General features: G+C 44.2%; 15 protein-coding genes, 1 pseudogene and 1 other annotated feature. Of the genes and pseudogenes, 8 read left to right on the top strand and 8 right to left on the bottom strand.

The annotated features are described in order from the left end of the window. Positions 1 to 56: 56 nt before the first annotated feature. From nagZ to tyrA, 3 genes are all read left to right on the top strand, one after another. Positions 57 to 1,040, top strand: coding sequence for a beta-N-acetylhexosaminidase (gene nagZ, locus KHN78_RS04935; RefSeq protein ID WP_211920057.1), 984 nt, complete (start codon positions 57 to 59; stop codon positions 1,038 to 1,040). A gap of 238 nt (positions 1,041 to 1,278) precedes the next feature. Next, entirely contained in the window at positions 1,279 to 2,352 is a 1,074-nt protein-coding gene (locus KHN78_RS04930) for a 3-deoxy-7-phosphoheptulonate synthase (protein WP_211920056.1), read from the top strand. Between the two features lie 24 nt (positions 2,353 to 2,376). Beyond that, positions 2,377 to 3,504, top strand: a complete 1,128-nt coding sequence (gene tyrA, locus KHN78_RS04925; RefSeq protein ID WP_128811594.1) for a bifunctional chorismate mutase/prephenate dehydrogenase — start codon at positions 2,377 to 2,379, stop codon at positions 3,502 to 3,504. An 85-nt stretch (positions 3,505 to 3,589) separates the two neighbouring features. Here the strand turns inward: tyrA and KHN78_RS04920 are convergent, their stop codons facing one another. From KHN78_RS04920 to ettA, 3 genes are all read right to left on the bottom strand, one after another. Beyond that, entirely contained in the window at positions 3,590 to 4,591 is a 1,002-nt protein-coding gene (locus KHN78_RS04920; protein ID WP_211920055.1) for a M23 family metallopeptidase, read from the bottom strand. Positions 4,592 to 4,610: 19 nt separating this feature from the next. Continuing rightward, complete coding sequence (locus KHN78_RS04915; RefSeq protein WP_211920054.1) at positions 4,611 to 4,988, bottom strand: PilZ domain-containing protein; 378 nt, start codon at positions 4,986 to 4,988, stop codon at positions 4,611 to 4,613. A gap of 256 nt (positions 4,989 to 5,244) precedes the next feature. Further along, positions 5,245 to 6,912: an energy-dependent translational throttle protein EttA gene (gene ettA / locus KHN78_RS04910; RefSeq protein ID WP_211920053.1), complete on the bottom strand. Its 1,668-nt coding sequence runs from the start codon at positions 6,910 to 6,912 to the stop codon at positions 5,245 to 5,247. A 383-nt stretch (positions 6,913 to 7,295) separates the two neighbouring features. On the opposite strand from ettA, the gene sltY reads away from it, so the two are divergent. Beyond that, positions 7,296 to 9,242 carry a murein transglycosylase gene (sltY, locus tag KHN78_RS04905; RefSeq protein ID WP_211920052.1) on the top strand — a complete coding sequence of 649 codons (1,947 nt, stop codon included), beginning with the start codon at positions 7,296 to 7,298 and terminating at the stop codon, positions 9,240 to 9,242. A 13-nt stretch (positions 9,243 to 9,255) separates the two neighbouring features. Next, positions 9,256 to 9,558, top strand: a complete 303-nt coding sequence (gene trpR / locus KHN78_RS04900; RefSeq protein WP_128811590.1) for a trp operon repressor — start codon at positions 9,256 to 9,258, stop codon at positions 9,556 to 9,558. Between the two features lie 82 nt (positions 9,559 to 9,640). Here trpR and yjjX read toward each other — a convergent pair whose 3' ends face one another. From yjjX to bamD, 5 genes and pseudogenes are all read right to left on the bottom strand, one after another. Next, entirely contained in the window at positions 9,641 to 10,174 is a 534-nt protein-coding gene (gene yjjX, locus KHN78_RS04895) for an inosine/xanthosine triphosphatase (protein WP_211920051.1), read from the bottom strand. Positions 10,175 to 10,234: 60 nt separating this feature from the next. Next, positions 10,235 to 11,413, bottom strand: coding sequence for a prephenate dehydratase (pheA, locus tag KHN78_RS04890; protein WP_211920050.1), 1,179 nt, complete (start codon positions 11,411 to 11,413; stop codon positions 10,235 to 10,237). A gap of 13 nt (positions 11,414 to 11,426) precedes the next feature. Continuing rightward, positions 11,427 to 11,548, bottom strand: a sequence feature (Phe leader region). 107 nt (positions 11,549 to 11,655) lie between these two features. Next, positions 11,656 to 11,982, bottom strand: a complete 327-nt coding sequence (gene hpf, locus KHN78_RS04885) for a ribosome hibernation-promoting factor, HPF/YfiA family (RefSeq protein WP_128811587.1) — start codon at positions 11,980 to 11,982, stop codon at positions 11,656 to 11,658. A gap of 434 nt (positions 11,983 to 12,416) precedes the next feature. After that, a pseudogene (locus tag KHN78_RS04880) lies at positions 12,417 to 13,911 on the bottom strand (transglycosylase SLT domain-containing protein). A 118-nt stretch (positions 13,912 to 14,029) separates the two neighbouring features. After that, complete coding sequence (gene bamD, locus KHN78_RS04875; RefSeq protein ID WP_128811586.1) at positions 14,030 to 14,758, bottom strand: outer membrane protein assembly factor BamD; 729 nt, start codon at positions 14,756 to 14,758, stop codon at positions 14,030 to 14,032. Positions 14,759 to 14,894: 136 nt separating this feature from the next. On the opposite strand from bamD, the gene rluD reads away from it, so the two are divergent. The 3 genes from rluD (at position 14,895) to clpB (ending at position 19,318) form a co-directional block, all read left to right on the top strand. After that, positions 14,895 to 15,872, top strand: a complete 978-nt coding sequence (gene rluD / locus KHN78_RS04870; protein ID WP_128811585.1) for a 23S rRNA pseudouridine(1911/1915/1917) synthase RluD — start codon at positions 14,895 to 14,897, stop codon at positions 15,870 to 15,872. A 1-nt stretch (position 15,873) separates the two neighbouring features. Continuing rightward, positions 15,874 to 16,602, top strand: coding sequence for a peptidoglycan editing factor PgeF (gene pgeF, locus KHN78_RS04865; protein WP_211920049.1), 729 nt, complete (start codon positions 15,874 to 15,876; stop codon positions 16,600 to 16,602). Between the two features lie 142 nt (positions 16,603 to 16,744). Further along, the gene (clpB, locus tag KHN78_RS04860; RefSeq protein WP_211920048.1) at positions 16,745 to 19,318 is read left to right on the top strand and encodes an ATP-dependent chaperone ClpB; all 2,574 of its coding nucleotides are present in this window, start codon (positions 16,745 to 16,747) and stop codon (positions 19,316 to 19,318) included. Positions 19,319 to 19,729 lie beyond the last annotated feature (411 nt).

Raw genomic sequence — 19,729 nt, 5'->3', positions numbered from 1 at the left:
CTGAAGCGAATAACCTCATCGAATACGAGATATTCAGCCGATTTTGAGGAGAAACAATGGGACCGTTATGGGTTGATGTTGCAGGCTACGAACTGACTGCAGAAGACAGAGAAATTTTGGAACATCCAACGGTTGGTGGCTTGATTTTATTTACACGCAACTACCACGACAGTAAGCAGCTTCAAGCCCTCACCCAATCGATCCGTAAAGCGGCGAAACGTCCGATTTTGATTGGTGTTGACCAAGAAGGTGGACGTGTTCAGCGTTTCCGTGATGGCTTCTCACTTATTCCAGCGGCAGACGAATATGCCAAACATCAAAATAGTGAAGAGTTAGCACGCATGGGCGGTTGGTTGATGGCAGCAGAGCTGATTGCTCATGACATTGACCTGAGCTTCGCACCAGTGCTGGATAAAGGTCATCAATGCAAAGCGATCGGCAGCCGAGCTTTTGGTGAGGATATGGACACAATTTTGCGTCACAGTTCCGCTTACATGCAGGGCATGAAGAGTGTCGGCATGGCGACTACGGGCAAACATTTCCCAGGTCATGGTGGTGTGATTGCTGATTCACACTTAGAAACACCATACGACGAGCGTAGCGATATCTTTGAGCAAGACATGGCTATCTTCAAAGCGCAAATTGAAGCCGGCATCTTGGATGCGATGATGCCTGCTCATGTCATTTTTCCAAACTATGATGACCAACCAGCGAGTGGATCTGAATACTGGCTCAAACAAATCCTGCGCCAGCAACTGGGTTTTAAAGGCTTGATCTTCTCTGATGATTTGACCATGGAAGGGGCTGCAATTATGGGTGGCCCTGCCGAACGTGGCGCACAAGCATTAAACGCTGGCTGCGATATGCTGTTGGTTTGTAATAAGCGCGATGCGCAAGTTGAGGTGCTTGATAATCTACCAATCACTTCTGTTCCCCTAGCTGATGCCTTGTTGAAGAAACAGAGCTTTTCTCTAAGCGAGCTAAAACTTTCGCAAGAGTGGAAAGATGCCTCTGAAGCTATGAAGCGATTGATTGGCTAGTTATCTCACCCCTGAATAATGGTTTGTTCAGGGTGAGACGTAAACTTTCTAAAACATCCATTTAAAGCCGAAGTGCTCTGCATTTCGGTTTTTCTTTGTGTGTAAATTTAAATTTACAGTAAATGTTTTTTATTGTGTACGGTTGTAATTCTTTTATGGCCTGTTATCTTGTTGATAAGGCTTAGTTGTCTCACCAAGGGATTGGTTGGTCGTAAACATAAATATACAGGTCAAAGTTATGCAAAGAAGTGAATTGAGCAACATCAACATCAGCGAAGAACAAGTTCTGATCACACCAGAGGAGCTAAAAGTGAAGCTTCCTCTTAGTGAAAAAGCGCGTCGTTTTATTCAAGAGTCTCGTCAAACCATCGCTGACATCATTCACAAAAAAGATCATCGTCTACTCATTGTATGTGGACCATGTTCTATCCATGACGTAGAGGCAGCGAAGGATTACGCTAAGCGTCTAAAAGCGCTTTCAGAACAACTAAGCGATCAACTGTATATTGTAATGCGTGTTTACTTTGAGAAACCTCGAACCACGGTTGGTTGGAAAGGCCTGATCAATGACCCACACCTAGATGGCAGCTTCGACATTGAACACGGCCTGCATGTTGGTCGTGAACTGCTGGTTGAATTGGCAGAGATGGAAATCCCGCTGGCAACAGAAGCGCTTGATCCAATCAGCCCGCAATACCTTGCGGATACCTTTAGCTGGGCTGCGATCGGTGCTCGTACGACTGAGTCACAAACACACCGTGAGATGGCAAGTGGTCTTTCTATGCCTATCGGCTTTAAGAATGGTACGGACGGCAGTTTGGCAACCGCTGTCAACGCGATGCAAGCGGCTTCTTCTAGCCACCGTTTCATGGGTATTAACCGTGAAGGCCAAGTTGCGCTTCTGACAACGCAAGGTAACCCGAATGGTCACGTGATTCTGCGTGGCGGTAAACAAACTAACTACGATTCAGTATCGGTTAATGAGTGTGAACAAGAGATGGCGAAGTCTGGTCTTGACGCTTCATTGATGGTGGACTGTAGCCACGCAAACTCACGTAAAGATTACCGCCGCCAGCCATTAGTTGCAGAAGACGTGATTCATCAAATTCGTGAAGGTAATAAGTCGATTATCGGCTTGATGATTGAGAGCCATATCAATGAAGGTAATCAATCTTCTGACCTAGCTCTTGAAGAGATGAAATACGGCGTATCGATCACCGACGCATGTATCAATTGGGATTCAACTGAGGCACTATTACGTCATGCACACGAAGAGCTGGTGCCTTTCTTAGAGAATCGTCTAAAAGGCTAACAACACGGGATTTAAGGAACATCAATGGCAGTTGAACTTAACGCATTACGCGATCAGATTGATGCAGTCGACAAGCAAATGCTAGAGCTACTCGCTCAGCGTTTAGCGCTAGTAGAGAAAGTGGGTGAAGTAAAAAGCGAACACGGTTTGCCAATTTATGCCCCAGATCGTGAAGCAGCAATGCTGGCATCACGACGAGCTGAAGCTGAAAAGATGGGGATCCCTCCACAGCTGATTGAAGACATTCTTCGTCGAACAATGCGTGAGTCTTATGCCAGCGAGAAAGATTCCGGTTTTAAGTGTTTGAACCCAGAATTGCGCTCTGTGGTCATTATTGGTGGTAATGGTCAATTAGGTGGTCTGTTTGGCCGAATGTTCAAACTATCTGGCTACCAAGTCAAAGTGCTAGGCAGCAAAGACTGGGATCATGCTGATGACATTCTAAAAGATGCGGGTCTGGTAGTGGTTACTGTGCCGATTCACCTAACAGAAGGTGTGATTGAGAAGCTCGGTAACCTGCCAAAAGACTGCATTTTGTGTGACCTGACTTCTATCAAGTCTAAGCCGCTGCAAGCAATGTTGAATGTGCACCAAGGTCCGGTTGTTGGTTTGCACCCAATGTTTGGCCCAGATGTACCGAGCCTAGCTAAGCAGGTGATTGTCTACTGTGACGGTCGTGGTAGCGAGCAATACCAATGGCTACTGCAACAGTTTGGAATTTGGGGCGCAAGCTTGTGCCAAATCGATGCGCAAGAGCACGATCATGGTATGACTTTGATTCAGGCGCTGCGTCACTTTACTTCCTTTGCTTACGGCATGCACCTAAGCAAAGAGAATCCGAACATCGAACAACTATTAAAGCTGAGCTCGCCGATTTATCGTTTGGAGCTAGCAATGGTAGGGCGTCTGTTCGGTCAGGATCCCAATCTTTACGGTGATATCATTCTTTCATCGCAAGAGAACATCGACATGATTAAGCGGTTCCACCAACGCTTTGGTGAAGCTTTGTCTGTTTTAGACAGTCAAGATAAGGCTGAGTTTGTCGAAAGTTTCGAACAAGTGAGTGACTGGTTTGGTGATTACTCGCAGCAATTCATGAACGAAAGTCAGAACTTGCTCAAACAGGCAAATGACAATATCCATCGTGGATAAGAACAGATTTTGAATGTAAAAAGAGCAGCTTATTCGCTGCTCTTTTTTATGTTTGAGGTTTAGTAAAAAGCACCAAAGAGCGGACTCAGTTGGTCGCGGTTTCGGTCTTCTCTTCGCTGGATACTGTGCTGATGCTGGTATCACGGTAAGGTGAATTGGTTAGGCTGATTTGCAGGCGAACGACATTATCAATCAACTGCACCAATGGACCCCATTTCACTTTCTTTTCTTTTTCAAACACGTAGTTAAAGTTTTCTGGCGTCCAATCCATCAAATATTGAGGATTTAGAGCTCGCCCTAAAAAACGGACTTCATAGTGAAGGTGTGGACCAGTTGAATTTCCAGAGTTACCACATTGTGCGATCACATCCCCTTTACTAACAAACTGTCCACTCTTAACGTTAAACTTGCTCAAATGTGCGTAAGAGCTTGAAAATCCGAATGAATGACGCAGAGTTAAATAGTTACCATAACCTTTGTTGCTAGGACGAACGGTCTCGATTACGCCATCTGCAGGAGCAAGGATCTGTTCACCACGTTTACAGGTGAGGTCAATACCAGTATGGACATGGCGCTTCCCTGATATTGGATTGACACGACTGCCATAGGAAGATGAAATTCGTTGGTAAGTCATCGGGCTATCGTTTGGAATTAATCGGAACATGGTCGCACGAACTGCTGAATCTATCGCTGCGGCATCAATGCGTTCTTCCAATGCGAGGCTATTTTCTTCACTGGCTAATTCTTCATCAGCTAAACCTAGAACGGATTCCACATCAAAAACTCGCTTCCCAAGTAATTGAATTTGATTGTTCTTGTCAGTGAGAGATTGAGAAAGCGTGTGGTTGGTATCCAATTGCTCCTCATACAGCGCAGTGATTTGTGCTTTTTCGCTTTCAAGTTTTGCTATTGCTTGATTGAGTGTTTCTGCATTTTGAACTTGCTGTTGGTTCATATGCCAAGCCCCACCAATAACGGCAGGTAATGCAATGAAAGAGACACAAATTGTAAGGGTCGAAAGGCGACCCAATTTAAATTGCTTACGCCCGTCTGTGGTTGGGGTTTGCGTGGTATTTTGTTTAGACATGGTTATTGTTACTAGGCATTCAATTTTTTATTGTTTCCCCTAAATCTGAAAGATGCTCTAACTCTCGATTCAGGAGCTCGTTATTGCCTATATTCAATTCTATAAATCGTTTTAATTGGCTAATACTATTGATGTCTATGTTGATAATCTTTAATCGAACTTCATGACTATTTATTGAAACGATACTAGCAATCAGTTGAATTACTTGTTCAGATTGAATAAATGAGAAACGAATACCTACCGGATGAGACGTATCAAGTTCAGTTACCTTTGTCACTTTTAGCAGTAAGCCGTGCAATGAAAGGTCTTGAATCGTCGCCTCTAGAGCTAAGTCATTTTGCTCTATGAGAGCAGGAACTTGATAGATAATACGTGAAAAGCGTCGTTTCTCTGTCATAGAGCTATCTCATAAGTCATCAAAGAAGCTGAAGACTATATCAAACAGAATAAAAATTGTTCAATTATTGTTCTGAAAATGTCGAGGAAGCACAAGGTAACGTTCGCGAAAGGTCAAATTTAATATTGAAAAAATATCAATCTGAGTCATTTATGCAACATATACAACAAAGGTCGCTATGATAGCGACCTTTGTACGAATTACAAGCACAGGTAAGTGTAAGGTGATATACCGCACACCTACCGTATAAACGATATTACTTCGATACGCGCTTGTATTTGATGCGGTGTGGTTCAGCGGCTTCAGGACCAAGGGTCTTCTTCAGCCATTCCATGTACTCGTTGTAGTTACCTTCGTAGAAGTTAACTTGACCTTCATCGCGGTAGTCGATGATGTGCGTAGCAATTCGGTCTAGGAACCAGCGGTCATGCGAGATAACCATTGCACAGCCAGGGAATTCTAGTAGAGCTTCTTCTAGTGCACGCAGTGTTTCAACGTCAAGGTCGTTGGTTGGCTCATCGAGTAACAGTACGTTACCGCCAGCTTTAAGCAGTTTAGCAAGGTGCACACGGTTACGCTCACCACCAGATAGCTCACCGATGATCTTCTGTTGATCTGAGCCCTTGAAGTTGAAGCGTGAACAGTAAGCACGAGCTGGGATTTCGAAGTTGTTGATCTTGATGATGTCAGCGCCTTCAGAAATCTCTTGGAATACGGTGTTTTTGTCGTTCATTGAGTCACGGAACTGCTCAACAGACGCCAGTTTCACTGTTTCACCCAGTTCAATCGTACCTGAATCTGGTTGCTCAGTGCCACTTAGCATCTTGAATAGCGTAGACTTACCCGCACCGTTGGCACCGATGATACCCACGATCGCACCTTTAGGCATGTTGAATGATAGGTCATCAATAAGAACGCGGCCGTCGAATGACTTAGTTAGGTTCTTCACTTCGATAACTTTATCACCTAAACGCTCACCTGGCGGGATGAACAGCTCGTTGGTTTCGTTACGTTTCTGGTGCTCAGTATTTTGCAGCTCTTCAAAGCGTGCCATACGAGCTTTAGATTTTGCTTGGCGACCTTTAGGGTTTTGACGAACCCACTCAAGTTCTTTCTCGATAGTTTTCTGACGAGCTTTTTCTTGAGACGCTTCTTGTTGTAGACGCGCATCTTTTTGCTCTAGCCATGAGGTGTAGTTACCTTCCCATGGAATACCCTCACCACGGTCAAGTTCTAGGATCCAACCTGCTGCGTTATCTAGGAAGTAACGGTCGTGGGTAATCGCAACGACAGTACCAGTGTAGTCCACCAAGAAGCGCTCTAGCCATGCAACAGATTCCGCATCCAAGTGGTTGGTTGGTTCGTCGAGTAGTAGCATATCTGGCTTTTCTAGAAGAAGACGACAGATTGCTACACGGCGACGTTCACCACCTGAAAGGTTCGCGATTTTTTGATCCCATTCAGGAAGACGAAGAGCATCAGCCGCGCGCTCTAGCGCGTTGTCTAGATTGTGGCCATCTTTTACTTGGATCAGCGCTTCTAGCTCGCCTTGCTCTTTTGCAAGAGCATCGAAGTCAGCGTCAGGCTCAGCGTATGCCGCATATACCGCATCTAAACGCTTAAGTGCGCCAGCAACATCCGCAACGGCTTCTTCAACCACTTCACGAACCGTTTTAGACTCATCGAGAACCGGTTCTTGTGGAAGGTAACCGACGTTAAGACCTGGTTGTGGGCGTGCTTCACCATCGATATCAGTGTCGATACCCGCCATGATTCGTAGCAGCGTTGATTTACCTGCGCCGTTCAGACCTAGAACACCGATTTTTGCACCAGGGAAAAAGCTTAGAGAGATGTCTTTAAGAATTTGACGCTTAGGTGGCACGATTTTGCTCACCCGCGACATGGTATATACGTATTCAGCCATTGCCGATCGTTCCTAAATTAACTGTCAATCAAAGCCACCATTTTATACCAACTCCCTGAGTTTTGTTACCGCATTGCAAGAAATTCCTACCGAGTGTGATTTCTTATTCATTGCTGACCGGAAACTCACAACGTTAGGGTATACACTTTTCTTGTTCGCCTTTAAATCAAAGCCAATCGTTCATTTTGATGGTTGAATTGATGGGAATCTATTTGAGTTTAAGGGCTCTAAAGTTTTACGAGTACAACATTTATTACATCAAGTCGCTTTACAATCAGAGGCAGATACGATGTAAATAGATGCATATAAGGAATTATCTATCTGGCTTACACCGCCTTTTTAGTAAAGCCTGTAATAGAGATATAAAATAACGTCTGAGGAAAATGACGCACATGAAATTCAACGTCCCTGAATTGGCTAAGAAAGTATGTTATGCAGCCGCTTTGTGTGCGGTTAGCGTGACAACGAATGCTGCGCCAAGTTTGGAAAAACAACGCCAAGTGTATGAGCAAGCACAAAGCCTATTAGATAAGAATGATATCGATGGTTATTTATCCATTCGATCTCAAATCGCCAATTACCCACTGACGCCTTATGTGGACTATCGGGTATTTCTGAGGCAACTCTCGAGTAAATCACCACAACAAGTTGATGAATTTATCAGTGAGCATGACGCGTTTCCATTCTCTCGCCGGATTCGCGCTCCTTACTTAAATAATCTCTATCGTCAAAAAGACTGGGAAACCATTACAGAGTTCCAGAAAGTGGAACCTAGTGGTGAGCGTTATCAATGTATCTTTTATGTCGCTCAGCTAGAACAAGGGAAACAAGTTGCGGCCTTTAAAGGGGCTGAGCACATGTGGTTACGTGGCAAGAGCATTGCTGACGAATGTGACCCGTTGTTTTCCGCGTGGGACAAAGCGGGTGAACGCACTGACGAATTGATTCTTCAACGAATGTTGCTGGCGTTTGATGCGCGTAACGGCGGTTTGATGAGTTATCTGCAGAAATTACCCGAATCAGCTAAAGCGAAACAGCAGGCCAAGGCAATGAAAGCGCTGTTCGATAAGCCAGAAACGGTCGCTGCATTTGCCAAGAAGCAACCAGCGAATGAATTCAACCGTGCTCAGAGTGAATACGCGTTAGAAAAATTAGCGCGTAAGGATACCAAAAGGGCGCAAGAAGCTTACGCTGATGTTGTGAAAGGTCAGAAGTTTTCCCCTGAGAAAGCACAAGCACTGGCCGATTACATCGCAATTCGTTTGATTCGTACCGAGTCTGATTCATTGGCGAAATGGCGTGATGACAAAATCAAAACGAGCCAACATTTACCATTAGTTGAAAGCCGTATTCGTCTGTCGATTCAAAATGGGGATTGGCGTGGTGTACAGAAGTGGATCGAAGTGCTCGATGATAAACATCAAGCATCATTGAAATGGCAATATTGGCAAGGACGAAGCGAGATAGCTTTGGGGGATGAGGTTACGGGTAAACAACGCCTCGCTAAATTGGTTGGTGAGCGGAATTTTTACAGCGTGGCTGCGGCAAATGCAATTGGTCAATCCATAAAATACCCATCCAGTACTCTTAAGTTAGATAAGAACGTTATCCAACCCTATCAACGGTCGTTAGGACGTATTGAGGAGTTGATCGAAACGGACAAAATTGCCGCAGCTAAAAGTGAGTGGGCGCATTTACTAAGACGCGTGTCAAAAGAAGAAAAAGCTATGTTGGCCGCTTATGCTTCTTCAAAGCGTTGGCACAATCTGACGGTAACGGCGAGTATTCAAGCTAAAATGTGGGACAATATTCCACTGCGATTCCCAATAGCGCACCGTTGGTGGTTTAACTTCTATGCGGAGAAACATGATATTGATCCAATCACGATGATGTCGTTAGCAAGACAAGAAAGTGCGTTAGATTCAGAAGCGCGTTCACCCGTAGGGGCGAGAGGCCTTATGCAAATCATGCCTGCAACGGCGAAATATACTGCGCGTAAATACAAGCTGAAATATCAAGGTACCGAAGAACTCTATAATGTGGGTAAGAACATAGAAATTGGAAGTCACTATCTGCAAGGTTTGATGGAAGATTACGATAATAATCGTATTTTTGCGCTTGCTGCTTATAATGCAGGACCAAACAGAGTAAAAACATGGCGAGAGCGAACGCAAGGAAAAGTGGATGCTTATTCCTTTATTGAGGCCATTCCATTTAAAGAGACGCGGGGTTATGTACAAAACATTTTGATGTTTGAAACCTACTACCGTGATCTTTTGGGCGTCGATGGTTCGTTTCTGACCCAACAAGAGATCAATACCAAGTATTGAAAGAGGTAACTTGATGTCACACGAACCAGAGTACAAAGACTGGCAACAGATTGTCGAATTAATCCGTTCTAGTGCCAACGATCATCAGCATGAGATGTTGTTGACCATGCTAATGACGCCGGATGAAAGAGAATCATTAATTGCACGCGTGAATATTCTTAGTGAATTGCTAAAGGGTGAGCTTTCTCAGCGTCAAATCAGTCAAATGCTTGGAGTGGGGATTGCTACCATCACTCGTGGTTCGAATGAGTTAAAGTCGAAGTCCGATGACGACAAAGACAAACTCAAGACATTATTAGAGCAGGGCGCTCAATAATTTTTGAGTCGAACTTTCTGAGTTACAGACAGCAGAAAGGGCGGAGTTTTCCGCCCTTTTTAATACTTTCTTTTTAGTTTCGTTACAGGTTGGTAGGGAAGTGCTCTGGGTTCGTAAATGGAATCAACGCTAAAATCAAAGCTTGATGATACACCGAACTGCGCGTCAGTTGGTTTTGAGTCAGCAGGCTAATCGCCCCACCTTTTTGTTTGATGTTGTCGGTGCCAAATACCTCATCCATCACATCCCCAAGTTCATTGGCATGCTTAAGCTTCTGTAGTACTTCTGGTGGCAACATCAGGCTTGCAGATCGAGATTCTCCGCGATGAGTTTCAGACTCTATCACCATCCAAGCAAAAGTAACGTTTTCCTCAATCCCAGCTTCCAAGCCTACATAGAAGTCAGCATTTGGCATTTTAGCTTTGGCATTGCGAACTCGATTCAATGCGCCAAGGTGAGTGTCCTCATTCGACATCGGCTGATCGGCGACTTCACTAGGTACACTGACACCAACAAACTCAAAGCTTTGCTCTGGAAAAGCGCTTTGAAAAGCACTTTCTACCGCTTTGATTTTTGCAGGGTTTAAGGAAGCAATTACGACTTTTTGGGTTGCCATGATCTTTTTACCTACTATGTTCTTTTTGCTTAGCTTGTCCTTTTTACCGACCACCGTAAATTAACTCAGTTTTACTTGGGTTGGTTTGATGTTTTCACTAGGGTAACAACCCAATACTTTCAAGTGCTTAGTGATCTTGGTTAACTCATCTAAAACGTGCTGCATTTCAGTAGAACCGAGGTGTGATTCGAGATCCACATAGAACATTTCCTCCCATGGGTTACCCATGATTGGACGTGATTCTAGCTTGGTCATGTTGATGCCGTAGCGCTGAAGCACTAATAGTGTTTGAACCAACGAGCCTGCCTCTTGCGAAGTCGACATGATAAGTGTCGTCTTGGCTGGAATTTGCGTTGACACTTCTACCGGTTTACGGGCAACCACGATAAAACGCGTATGGTTTTCGGTCTGGTTTGCAATGTTACCTTGTATGGCTTGTAGTCCATAAAGCTTACCACTAGACGCATTTCCAATGGCTGCAACATCATCTCGATTCAATTCTTGGACTTTTTGCATCGCATCTGCAGTACTTGCGCAAGACTCGAGCTTCACTCCTTTCATGCGGCTTAAAAACTCGCTGCATTGCTGGTGGGGTTGAGGGTGTGAGTAAAGCGTTTTGATGTTCTCAAGCCGAATGTCTTTGGTTGCCACGAGGCAGTGCTCGATTGGTTGAGTCAACTCACCAACGATGTATAGCGTAGTGTGCTGTAGTAGGTCGTAGACTTCATTGATAGAGCCTGAGCTGGTGTTTTCAATTGGCAGAACGCCGTAGTCGGCATGACCCGACTCCACCGTTTGGGTGACTTCTTTGAAGTGGTCACAGTTGAGTTCAATCAGTTCGGTGTTTTTACGACTGAAATATTCACGGCTTGCGAGATGAGAATATGAGCCTTTTGCCCCTAGGAAAGCGACACGAGCTAATGGCTTTCGACTTTGCTGAGGATTAACAAGGTTTTGTAAGTAGCTTTGTTGTAGAAGAACGGAATCTTCAATAATCGTATGGAAAAGTTTGGTGATGTACTGTGCGTCGAGTTCGTATTTATCACGGCCATTGGTGATCAGTTTTACTAGAAGCTGCTGTTCACGAACAGCATCACGAACCGGTTTTGATGTTTGAACTTTGCTTTTGGCGACCTCAATACTGAGCTTGCGGCGTTCTGATAATAAGCTAAGAAGTTGGTCATCAAGTTCATTCAAACGTAAACGAATTTCTTCTAGGGAAATAGGTTGGTCAGTCATCAATTCTTTCCTTATAAAAAAGCCCCCCATTTCGGGAGGCTTTCTGTTTGTTTTTGACTTTTCTTTCACAAACGAGTTCGCCCCTCCAACTATGGGAGGAAAAAGAAGTCAAAAATAAACAGGTTGGTTGATAGCATAAATAGTGCTTAGTTTGTGAGTGTTTAAACACAATAAGCAAGCCGATGAAGAGCGTCAAGCAAAAAAATAGCGCCTTTCGGCGCTATTTCCTCAATCTGGTCAGTTTACTCTTCTTCTTCCACTAGCTCAGGTTTGCTTGCGCGGCGAGCTTCAGGTTTGTGGGTTAGCTTGTTTAGCTGTCGTTCTAATTTTTGCTCCACTTCGTTGATCGCTGCGTAAAGGTCTTCATGAGTCGCTGAGGCGATTAGTTGTCCTTTAGGTACTTTAATAACCGCTTCGAATTTCTTCTGTTTATTTGGTTCCTCACTGAATGTTGCTTGGCATCCGATGATGTCGACTTGCCATTTCTCCAGCTTTTTAAATTTGCTCTCAATATGAGCGCGGATTGCAGAGGTGATTTCGATGTTTTTACCAGTAATGTTCATTGTCATAAATATTTTCCTCTGTTTCATCCCTCATGGGTTGAATTCAGATTACCGCTCTGAGAGGAAAATAATGTGATCTGCATCACTATTTTGGTTTGATTTTTTGAGTTAAAAAATGAATGTGATCTCACTCAAGAACTATTGTGATTAATGTGAAAAGTACTTGTTATCGAGTGCAGAATCATTACATTGAGTAGAGTACTTAGCTGAAAACTCCCCCGTTTTTAGGGACTTTATACGACCTGTTATTTTCGTTAGTTAAAAAATGACCAGTATAAAAATGTGATGCACATCTCGATCTGTTCGGGTAGTTGCTAATACCAAGGCTGCTAATATCAAAGCATAGTTTTTTGAAGTTCAGTCCCTTTGAAACACATTCTCTTTGAAACAGATTTTCTTTGAAACCAAGTCTCTGTGAAAATTAGCATTTTTGATGCCGCTCAATTAGAGAGCGATGTTTTTGTATTTGGCGTTTGACTAATCCTGCGCAACGGTGTCATAAAAACAGGATCGTCAGGTACGAGCAGTACGTTATCCAAGCTTTTAGCCAAATCTAGGCTCTCAAGCTGTTTGTAGATCACGTAATATCGATTTACGTTAGTTACGTACCTCACTGTTTCACCTAAGCCACTTCGCATGACTACTTCTACATTGTGAAACCATATGTTGGGATCATACCCTCGTTGCGCGGCGCGCTTACGCATCCTTTCGACATTACCCGGCCCCGCGTTGTATGCCGCAAGCGTAAAGTACATTTTGTTCTGCTTAGTGATGGCGTCATCGCTAAAATAATATCGACGTAGAAAAGCCATGTATTTCACACCTGCATGGACATTATTTTCTAAGTTACGAACATTTTTTTATATTGACGTTAGGATCACTGGCAGTGCTCGGCAGAATCTGCATGACCCCCACAGCACCTCGACTTGAAACAAGACTGTTATCAAATCCTGATTCTTGATAAGCAACCGCCGCAACCATTAAATAATCAAAATCATATTTGTCGGCATAGCGAGAGAATAGTGAAGAGAGCTTTTCAAGCTGGGCGATTTTTTTAGGGTTAAGCGCTTTATTGAGCCAGTTTGTGTTGCTGATGTACTTACCGTAAATGACGTTGCCAAGTAGCGTGCCAGATTTAGACGTTCGAATGAATTTGTTCACTATTTTCATTAGCTCTGGGCTATCGTGACGCATTGCCCATGCAATTTTGCCTCCGGTACGGATCGGGATTTTTGTTTGGGCACGTATGTCATTCATGACGTTCATCCATAGCTTTGCTTTGTGACTGTCGAGAACGATGGCTTTTACGTAGCCATTATTGAGCATTCCGACAAGCTCATAGTCTTGGAGTGTTTCTTCGATGAAATGAACAACAACAGGCGCTAACCCCTTTTTGTTGAGCTTCTTATTTAAAGCCTGAATACTCTCGAAGTAACTGGAGCTGGCACGTAACCAAATTTCTTTCCCACTGAGTTGGTCTATATTAGTCATGACAGGAGTTGCTTTATTCGTGATGATCCATTCATCAATACCCGTCATAATAGGGTCACTAAAATCGACTTTATCTTTACGTGCATTTGTTATGGTTAGATTTGCAACGACAAGATCCCCTAAACCTTGTTCCAATGACGGAAGTAATTCATCTCTTGATACAGGGATAATTTGAACGTTGAGTTTTGGCTTTATCTTGCGTAACTCTTTTTCAAAATGAGCTAAGAGTTCGGCACCAATGCCTTTTGGTTCACCACCCTCAATATAATAAAAACCTAAATCGGCAGAGACTAACACCCGCAATACATTTTTTTCTTTAATGACATCGAGATCGCCGGTGTATGGCGGTTGTCTCAAAGGAGACAGCTCTAATGAAAAAGCCGTTGCGGAGAGGAGAAGTATCAGACTTACCCATAACTTTGATAGTGCCACGCTCACGTCCATGTTGGCGGTGAATGAGAACTTTAAGCATAAGTAGTGCTTTAAAAACCATCAAGTTATCGGGGGAATTGAATGCGGAGACAAAATGAAACCGCCGCAGTTTGAGCTGCGGCGGTAAGGCTTATTTTACAGGGTTTAACTTGATGAGCTCTTCTGTGTGAGCAATGGCATCATCGAGCTTAAGTTGTTTATAAGCTTCAAGTTGGATTTTTAGAGACTTGCGAGCGGCTTCAGTATTAGGGTATGCCTTTTGAAGCTCTTGCGTGCGGTTTATTGCAGCAATCCATGCTTCGCGACGCAGGTAAAAGTCTGCGGTTGCAAGGTCGTATTCTGCTAAACGGTTTTTCAAAGCCACCATACGTTTTTGTGAATCTTCTGCATATGGACTATTCGGGTAGCGCTCAAGTAGCTTTTTGAAGTCATCAAATGCTTTTTTTACCGGTTCAGGGTCTCGGTCACTACGATCGACACTGAATAGATCGTGCATGAAATTGCGATCTTGTGCCATGTGGGTTAAACCGCGCATATACAATACCCAGTCCATTTTAGAATGCGTTGGGTTTAAACGCATAAAACGAGAGATGGTGGCTAAACCTAACGCAAGATCATCGTTTTTGTAGTACGCGTAAATAAGATCAAGTTGTACCTGTTCAGAGTAGGCACCAAATGGGTAGCGAGAGTCTAGTGCTTCCAACTGTTCAATGGCAGATAGCCAGTTACCGCTTTGCAGAGAAGTTTGCGCATCTGCATAGAGTTCAGATGGTGGCACATCAGGAACGATTTCTTCTTTGCTTGCACAACCAAACAGAAAGGATACCGCTAAAAGGCCTATTAAAGTCTGACGTTTCATATCAGGAGTCTGTTCCTTGAATCTAAATATTTCTTAAGCTGCCGTTACTTTCTTTCCAGTAACAGATACAATGATGTAATAGTCTATTTTTCCACAGTCGTGAGCATTAGTCTCACAGTTTTTAAAAAAGTTCGATATGGCTCAGCAGATTGTTTTAACCAACACAGTAAAAGATAGCCAGTTAGGTCAACGTTTAGACCAAGCTATCGCCGAATTATTCGCTGACTTCTCTCGCTCGCGCCTGAAAGAATGGTTGCTTGATGGGAAAGTACAAGTGAATGGTGAAATTGTCACTAAACCTCGCACCAAAGTAATGGGTGGCGAGGAAATTACCTTGCAAGCCGAGTTAGAAGATGAGCAGCGCTGGGAAGCGCAAGATATTCCTCTTGATATCGTGTACGAAGATGAAGACATCATCGTCATCAATAAACCTCGTGATTTTGTTGTACACCCTGGTGCAGGCACGCCAGACGGTACGGTACTTAACGCATTATTGCACCATTACCCAGACATTGCAGAAGTGCCTCGTGCAGGTATCGTACACCGTTTGGATAAGGACACCACCGGTTTAATGGTGGTTGCGAAAACAGTACCAGCTCAAACTCGTTTAGTACGTGCGTTGCAAAAGCGTAACATTACGCGTGAGTACGAAGCGATTGCGATCGGTCGTATGACTGCGGGTGGTAAGGTGGCGCAACCTATTGGTCGTCACTCTACTAAACGTACTTTGATGGCAGTAAGCCCTATGGGGAAAGAAGCAGTGACGCATTACCGTGTTGCGGAGCATTTCCGTGAGCATACGCGTATTCGTCTACGTCTCGAAACGGGTCGTACGCACCAAATCCGTGTGCACATGTCTTACCTACAGCATCCGCTGCTAGGTGATACGGCATATGGTGGTCGCGCTCGTATCCCTACCGGTGCTTCTGAAGAGTTGACGGCGATGATCCGTGGTTTTGATCGTCAAGCTCTACACGCGGTAATGTTGCGTTTTGAACATCCAATTACTGGTGAGCAGCTAGAGTTCCACGCTCCAGTTCCAGATGATATGGTCATCATGACAGAAGCATTGCGTAAAGATACAGAAGAATACGGTCTGCCTGACGAGTTCTAATATGAAAGCGATTGTTCCTAACTGGTCTGCACCGAAACACGTAAAAGCCTTCTCCTCTACAAGAGTAGGAGGTTTTTCGAGTGGCCCTTATAAAGGGTTAAACCTTGGTGCACATGTTGGGGATGATCTGTCTATCGTTGAAAAGAACCGAGACGGGTTGGTGCAACAGGCTAATATGCCTACTGCGCCAATTTGGTTAAACCAAACCCATTCTACTGTTGTTGCTCAAGTGAACGCTCCAACTCAACGAGTACTTGATGCTGACGGGGTGTTCACTTCGTCAAGTTATGTGGTGTGTTCTGCAATGACAGCAGATTGCTTGCCAGTGCTACTGACGAACGTTCAAGGTACTCAAGTGGCGGCAGTGCATGCAGGTTGGCGAGGTTTAGCAAATGGTATTGTAGAAAATGCGTTAGATCTATTTTCAGGTAACGTTATGGCTTGGCTTGGTCCAGCAATTGGGCCGTACGCATTCGAAGTTGGCGAGGATGTTTTGCAAGCTTTTGTGGATGTCGACTCTCAGGCTCATCAGGCATTCACTAGCCGCGGTGTTGAAAGTAAGTGGTTAGCTGATATGTCTAAGCTTGCAACTCAACGTCTTAACAAAGCTGGTGTCACTCAAGTATTTGATTCCGGATTATGCACTTTCCAAAACAGAGAAGACTTTTACTCATATCGTCGAGATGGGGTGACAGGTCGACAAGCGACTTTTATTTGGATCGAAGACTAACTACACCGCAAAATGGCAGAGATGAATAGCGTCATTTTTGCAAAGCTATCTTTATTTATTCTCCCCTTGAAATTCCTCCGTTGTGTATCCATCTTTCTAAGTGTCAAAAGAATTTTCTCCAGTTGAGGTTAGGAAAGAAGATATGCGTCTTGATAGATTTACAAGTAAGTTTCAAATCGCTATCTCTGATGCTCAGTCACTAGCGTTAGGGCGCGATCATCAATATATCGAACCCGTGCACCTAATGGTGGCACTGCTTGATCAGAACGGTAGCCCAATTCGTCCACTGCTAACGATGTTAGACGTCGACGTGACTCATTTACGCTCTAAGTTAAGCGAAATGCTAGACCGACTGCCTAAAGTCAGTGGTATCGGTGGTGATGTTCAGTTGTCTAGCTCTATGGGGACACTTTTCAATTTATGTGACAAAGTAGCTCAAAAGCGTCAGGACTCCTACATCTCGTCTGAAGTCTTTTTGCTGGCTGCACTAGAAGATCGCGGCCCACTTGGTCAGTTGTTAAAAGAGATGGGCTTGAGCGAGCAAAAAGTCAGCCAAGCGATCGAAAAGATCAGAGGTGGTCAAAAGGTCAATGACCCGAATGCAGAAGAGCTACGCCAAGCATTGGAAAAATTCACCATAGACCTTACCGAACGCGCAGAGCAGGGGAAGTTGGATCCGGTAATCGGCCGTGATGATGAAATCCGTCGTACTATTCAAGTGTTGCAACGCCGCACGAAAAACAACCCTGTGATCATTGGTGAACCAGGTGTGGGTAAAACCGCTATCGTCGAGGGGTTGGCTCAGCGCATTATCAACAATGAAGTTCCCGAGGGGCTGCGTGGTCGCCGTGTGTTGTCATTAGATATGGGGGCACTTGTTGCCGGAGCTAAGTATCGTGGTGAGTTTGAAGAGCGTTTGAAATCGGTATTGAATGAACTCGCTAAAGAAGAAGGTAACGTCATTCTGTTTATCGACGAGCTTCATACCATGGTTGGTGCTGGTAAGGGCGAGGGCTCTATGGATGCAGGTAACATGCTAAAACCTGCACTAGCTCGTGGTGAGCTTCACTGTGTGGGTGCAACAACCTTAGATGAATACCGTCAATATATAGAGAAAGACGCCGCACTTGAGCGTCGTTTCCAAAAAGTGCTGGTGGATGAACCAACAGTAGAAGACACGATTGCCATTCTGCGTGGTTTGAAAGAGCGCTATGAGCTTCACCATCATGTAGAGATTACCGATCCTGCGATCGTTGCTGCCGCAAGTTTGTCGCATCGTTATGTTTCGGATCGCCAGTTACCCGATAAAGCGATCGACCTTATTGATGAAGCAGCCTCTAGCATTCGTCTACAGATCGACTCCAAGCCAGAGTCTTTAGACAAACTCGAACGTAAAATCATCCAACTTAAGATCGAGCAGCAAGCGCTGAGCAACGAGCATGATGAAGCAAGTGAAAAACGCTTAGACGTGCTTAACGACGAGTTGAACGAGAAAGAACGTGAATATGCAGAGCTGGAAGAAGTGTGGAATGCTGAAAAAGCAGCACTATCTGGCACTCAACATATTAAAAGTGAGTTAGAGCAAGCCCGAATGGATATGGATTTTGCACGCCGAGCCGGTGATCTAAACCGCATGTCGGAGCTGCAATATGGCCGTATTCCTGAACTTGAAAAACAGCTCGATCTTGCTACTCAAGCTGAAATGCAAGAGATGACGCTACTGCGTAATAAGGTTACTGACAACGAGATTGCAGAAGTACTCTCTAAGCAAACGGGTATTCCCGTCTCTAAAATGCTCGAAGCAGAAAAAGAAAAACTGCTTCGCATGGAAGAGGTGCTGCACAAACGTGTGATTGGTCAGGCAGAAGCGGTTGAAGTGGTGTCTAACGCAATTCGTCGTAGTCGAGCTGGCTTATCCGATCCTAACAAACCGATTGGCTCCTTCTTATTCTTAGGTCCAACAGGCGTGGGTAAAACTGAACTATGTAAGACACTCGCTAGCTTCATGTTTGATAGTGAAGATGCCATGGTACGTATCGATATGTCCGAGTTCATGGAGAAACACTCTGTGGCGAGATTGGTTGGTGCGCCTCCGGGGTATGTTGGCTATGAAGAAGGTGGCTATTTAACAGAAGCCGTTCGCCGTAAACCTTATTCTGTCATCCTATTAGATGAAGTAGAGAAGGCACATCCAGATGTGTTCAATATTCTGCTGCAAGTATTGGATGATGGTCGGCTAACAGATGGTCAGGGCAGAACGGTTGATTTCCGTAATACTGTAGTGATCATGACATCGAACTTAGGTTCAGCTCGCATCCAAGAGAACTTTGCTACTCTGGATTACCAAGGTATTAAGAATGAAGTGATGGACGTGGTCAGTAAACACTTCCGCCCAGAGTTTTTAAATCGTGTTGATGAAAGCGTGGTCTTCCATCCTCTTGGCCAAGAGCACATTAAGTCGATTGCTTCTATTCAGCTAGAGCGTCTAGCGAAACGCCTAGAAGAAAAAGGTTATCAGTTAGAGGTGTCCGAGAAAGCACTCGATTTGATTGCTCAAGTTGGTTTCGATCCCGTGTATGGTGCGCGACCTTTAAAACGTGCAATTCAACAGAATGTTGAGAACCCATTAGCGAAATCAATCTTGGCTGGCCAAATCTTGCCAGACAAGAAAGTACAGTTGATTGTGAACAATGACCAAATCATTGCTCACCAGTAATTGTATCAATGCACTGAAAAGTGAGACGAAGTTCAAGGTTTAGGGGGCGGTAGCCCCTTTTTGATGCGCTTTTATCGGGTTTTGATTGTTTTCTATACGAACAAACTAAAAAGATAAGTTTTTTTGAAAAATAGGGTTGTGTTCCTAAACGAACTCCCTATAATGCGCCTCCGTTGTCACGGGAAAGCAAACAAAGCGAAGCCGAGATAACAAGGTCAGTGAGTTAGGAAGTAACTCACAGAGAAATAACTTAAAAAAGTGTTTGACACGATAAGTTATCTCGCTAAAATGGCCGTCCACTTTGAAGAGAACTTCAGAGTGTGCTCTTTAAAAATATAGACCTATCAATCTGTGTGGGCACTCGTTGATGATAATCCAATTAGATATTTCTTTTCTTAACGGAAAGCAGTA

Origin of the sequence: Vibrio sp. B1REV9 (genome assembly GCF_905175395.2) — a bacterium.
Classification (GTDB): domain Bacteria; phylum Pseudomonadota; class Gammaproteobacteria; order Enterobacterales; family Vibrionaceae; genus Vibrio; species Vibrio alfacsensis.
This window is presented reverse-complemented; position numbering and strand designations above follow the sequence as displayed.

Coding starts and splice junctions, on each gene's coding strand:
- nagZ (WP_211920057.1), top strand. CDS start 57: ATGGGACCGTTATGGGTTGATGTTGCAGGCTACGAACTGACTGCAGAA.
- KHN78_RS04930 (WP_211920056.1), top strand. CDS start 1,279: ATGCAAAGAAGTGAATTGAGCAACATCAACATCAGCGAAGAACAAGTT.
- tyrA (WP_128811594.1), top strand. CDS start 2,377: ATGGCAGTTGAACTTAACGCATTACGCGATCAGATTGATGCAGTCGAC.
- KHN78_RS04920 (WP_211920055.1), bottom strand. CDS start 4,591: ATGTCTAAACAAAATACCACGCAAACCCCAACCACAGACGGGCGTAAG.
- KHN78_RS04915 (WP_211920054.1), bottom strand. CDS start 4,988: ATGACAGAGAAACGACGCTTTTCACGTATTATCTATCAAGTTCCTGCT.
- ettA (WP_211920053.1), bottom strand. CDS start 6,912: ATGGCTGAATACGTATATACCATGTCGCGGGTGAGCAAAATCGTGCCA.
- sltY (WP_211920052.1), top strand. CDS start 7,296: ATGACGCACATGAAATTCAACGTCCCTGAATTGGCTAAGAAAGTATGT.
- trpR (WP_128811590.1), top strand. CDS start 9,256: ATGTCACACGAACCAGAGTACAAAGACTGGCAACAGATTGTCGAATTA.
- yjjX (WP_211920051.1), bottom strand. CDS start 10,174: ATGGCAACCCAAAAAGTCGTAATTGCTTCCTTAAACCCTGCAAAAATC.
- pheA (WP_211920050.1), bottom strand. CDS start 11,413: ATGACTGACCAACCTATTTCCCTAGAAGAAATTCGTTTACGTTTGAAT.
- hpf (WP_128811587.1), bottom strand. CDS start 11,982: ATGACAATGAACATTACTGGTAAAAACATCGAAATCACCTCTGCAATC.
- bamD (WP_128811586.1), bottom strand. CDS start 14,758: ATGAAACGTCAGACTTTAATAGGCCTTTTAGCGGTATCCTTTCTGTTT.
- rluD (WP_128811585.1), top strand. CDS start 14,895: ATGGCTCAGCAGATTGTTTTAACCAACACAGTAAAAGATAGCCAGTTA.
- pgeF (WP_211920049.1), top strand. CDS start 15,874: ATGAAAGCGATTGTTCCTAACTGGTCTGCACCGAAACACGTAAAAGCC.
- clpB (WP_211920048.1), top strand. CDS start 16,745: ATGCGTCTTGATAGATTTACAAGTAAGTTTCAAATCGCTATCTCTGAT.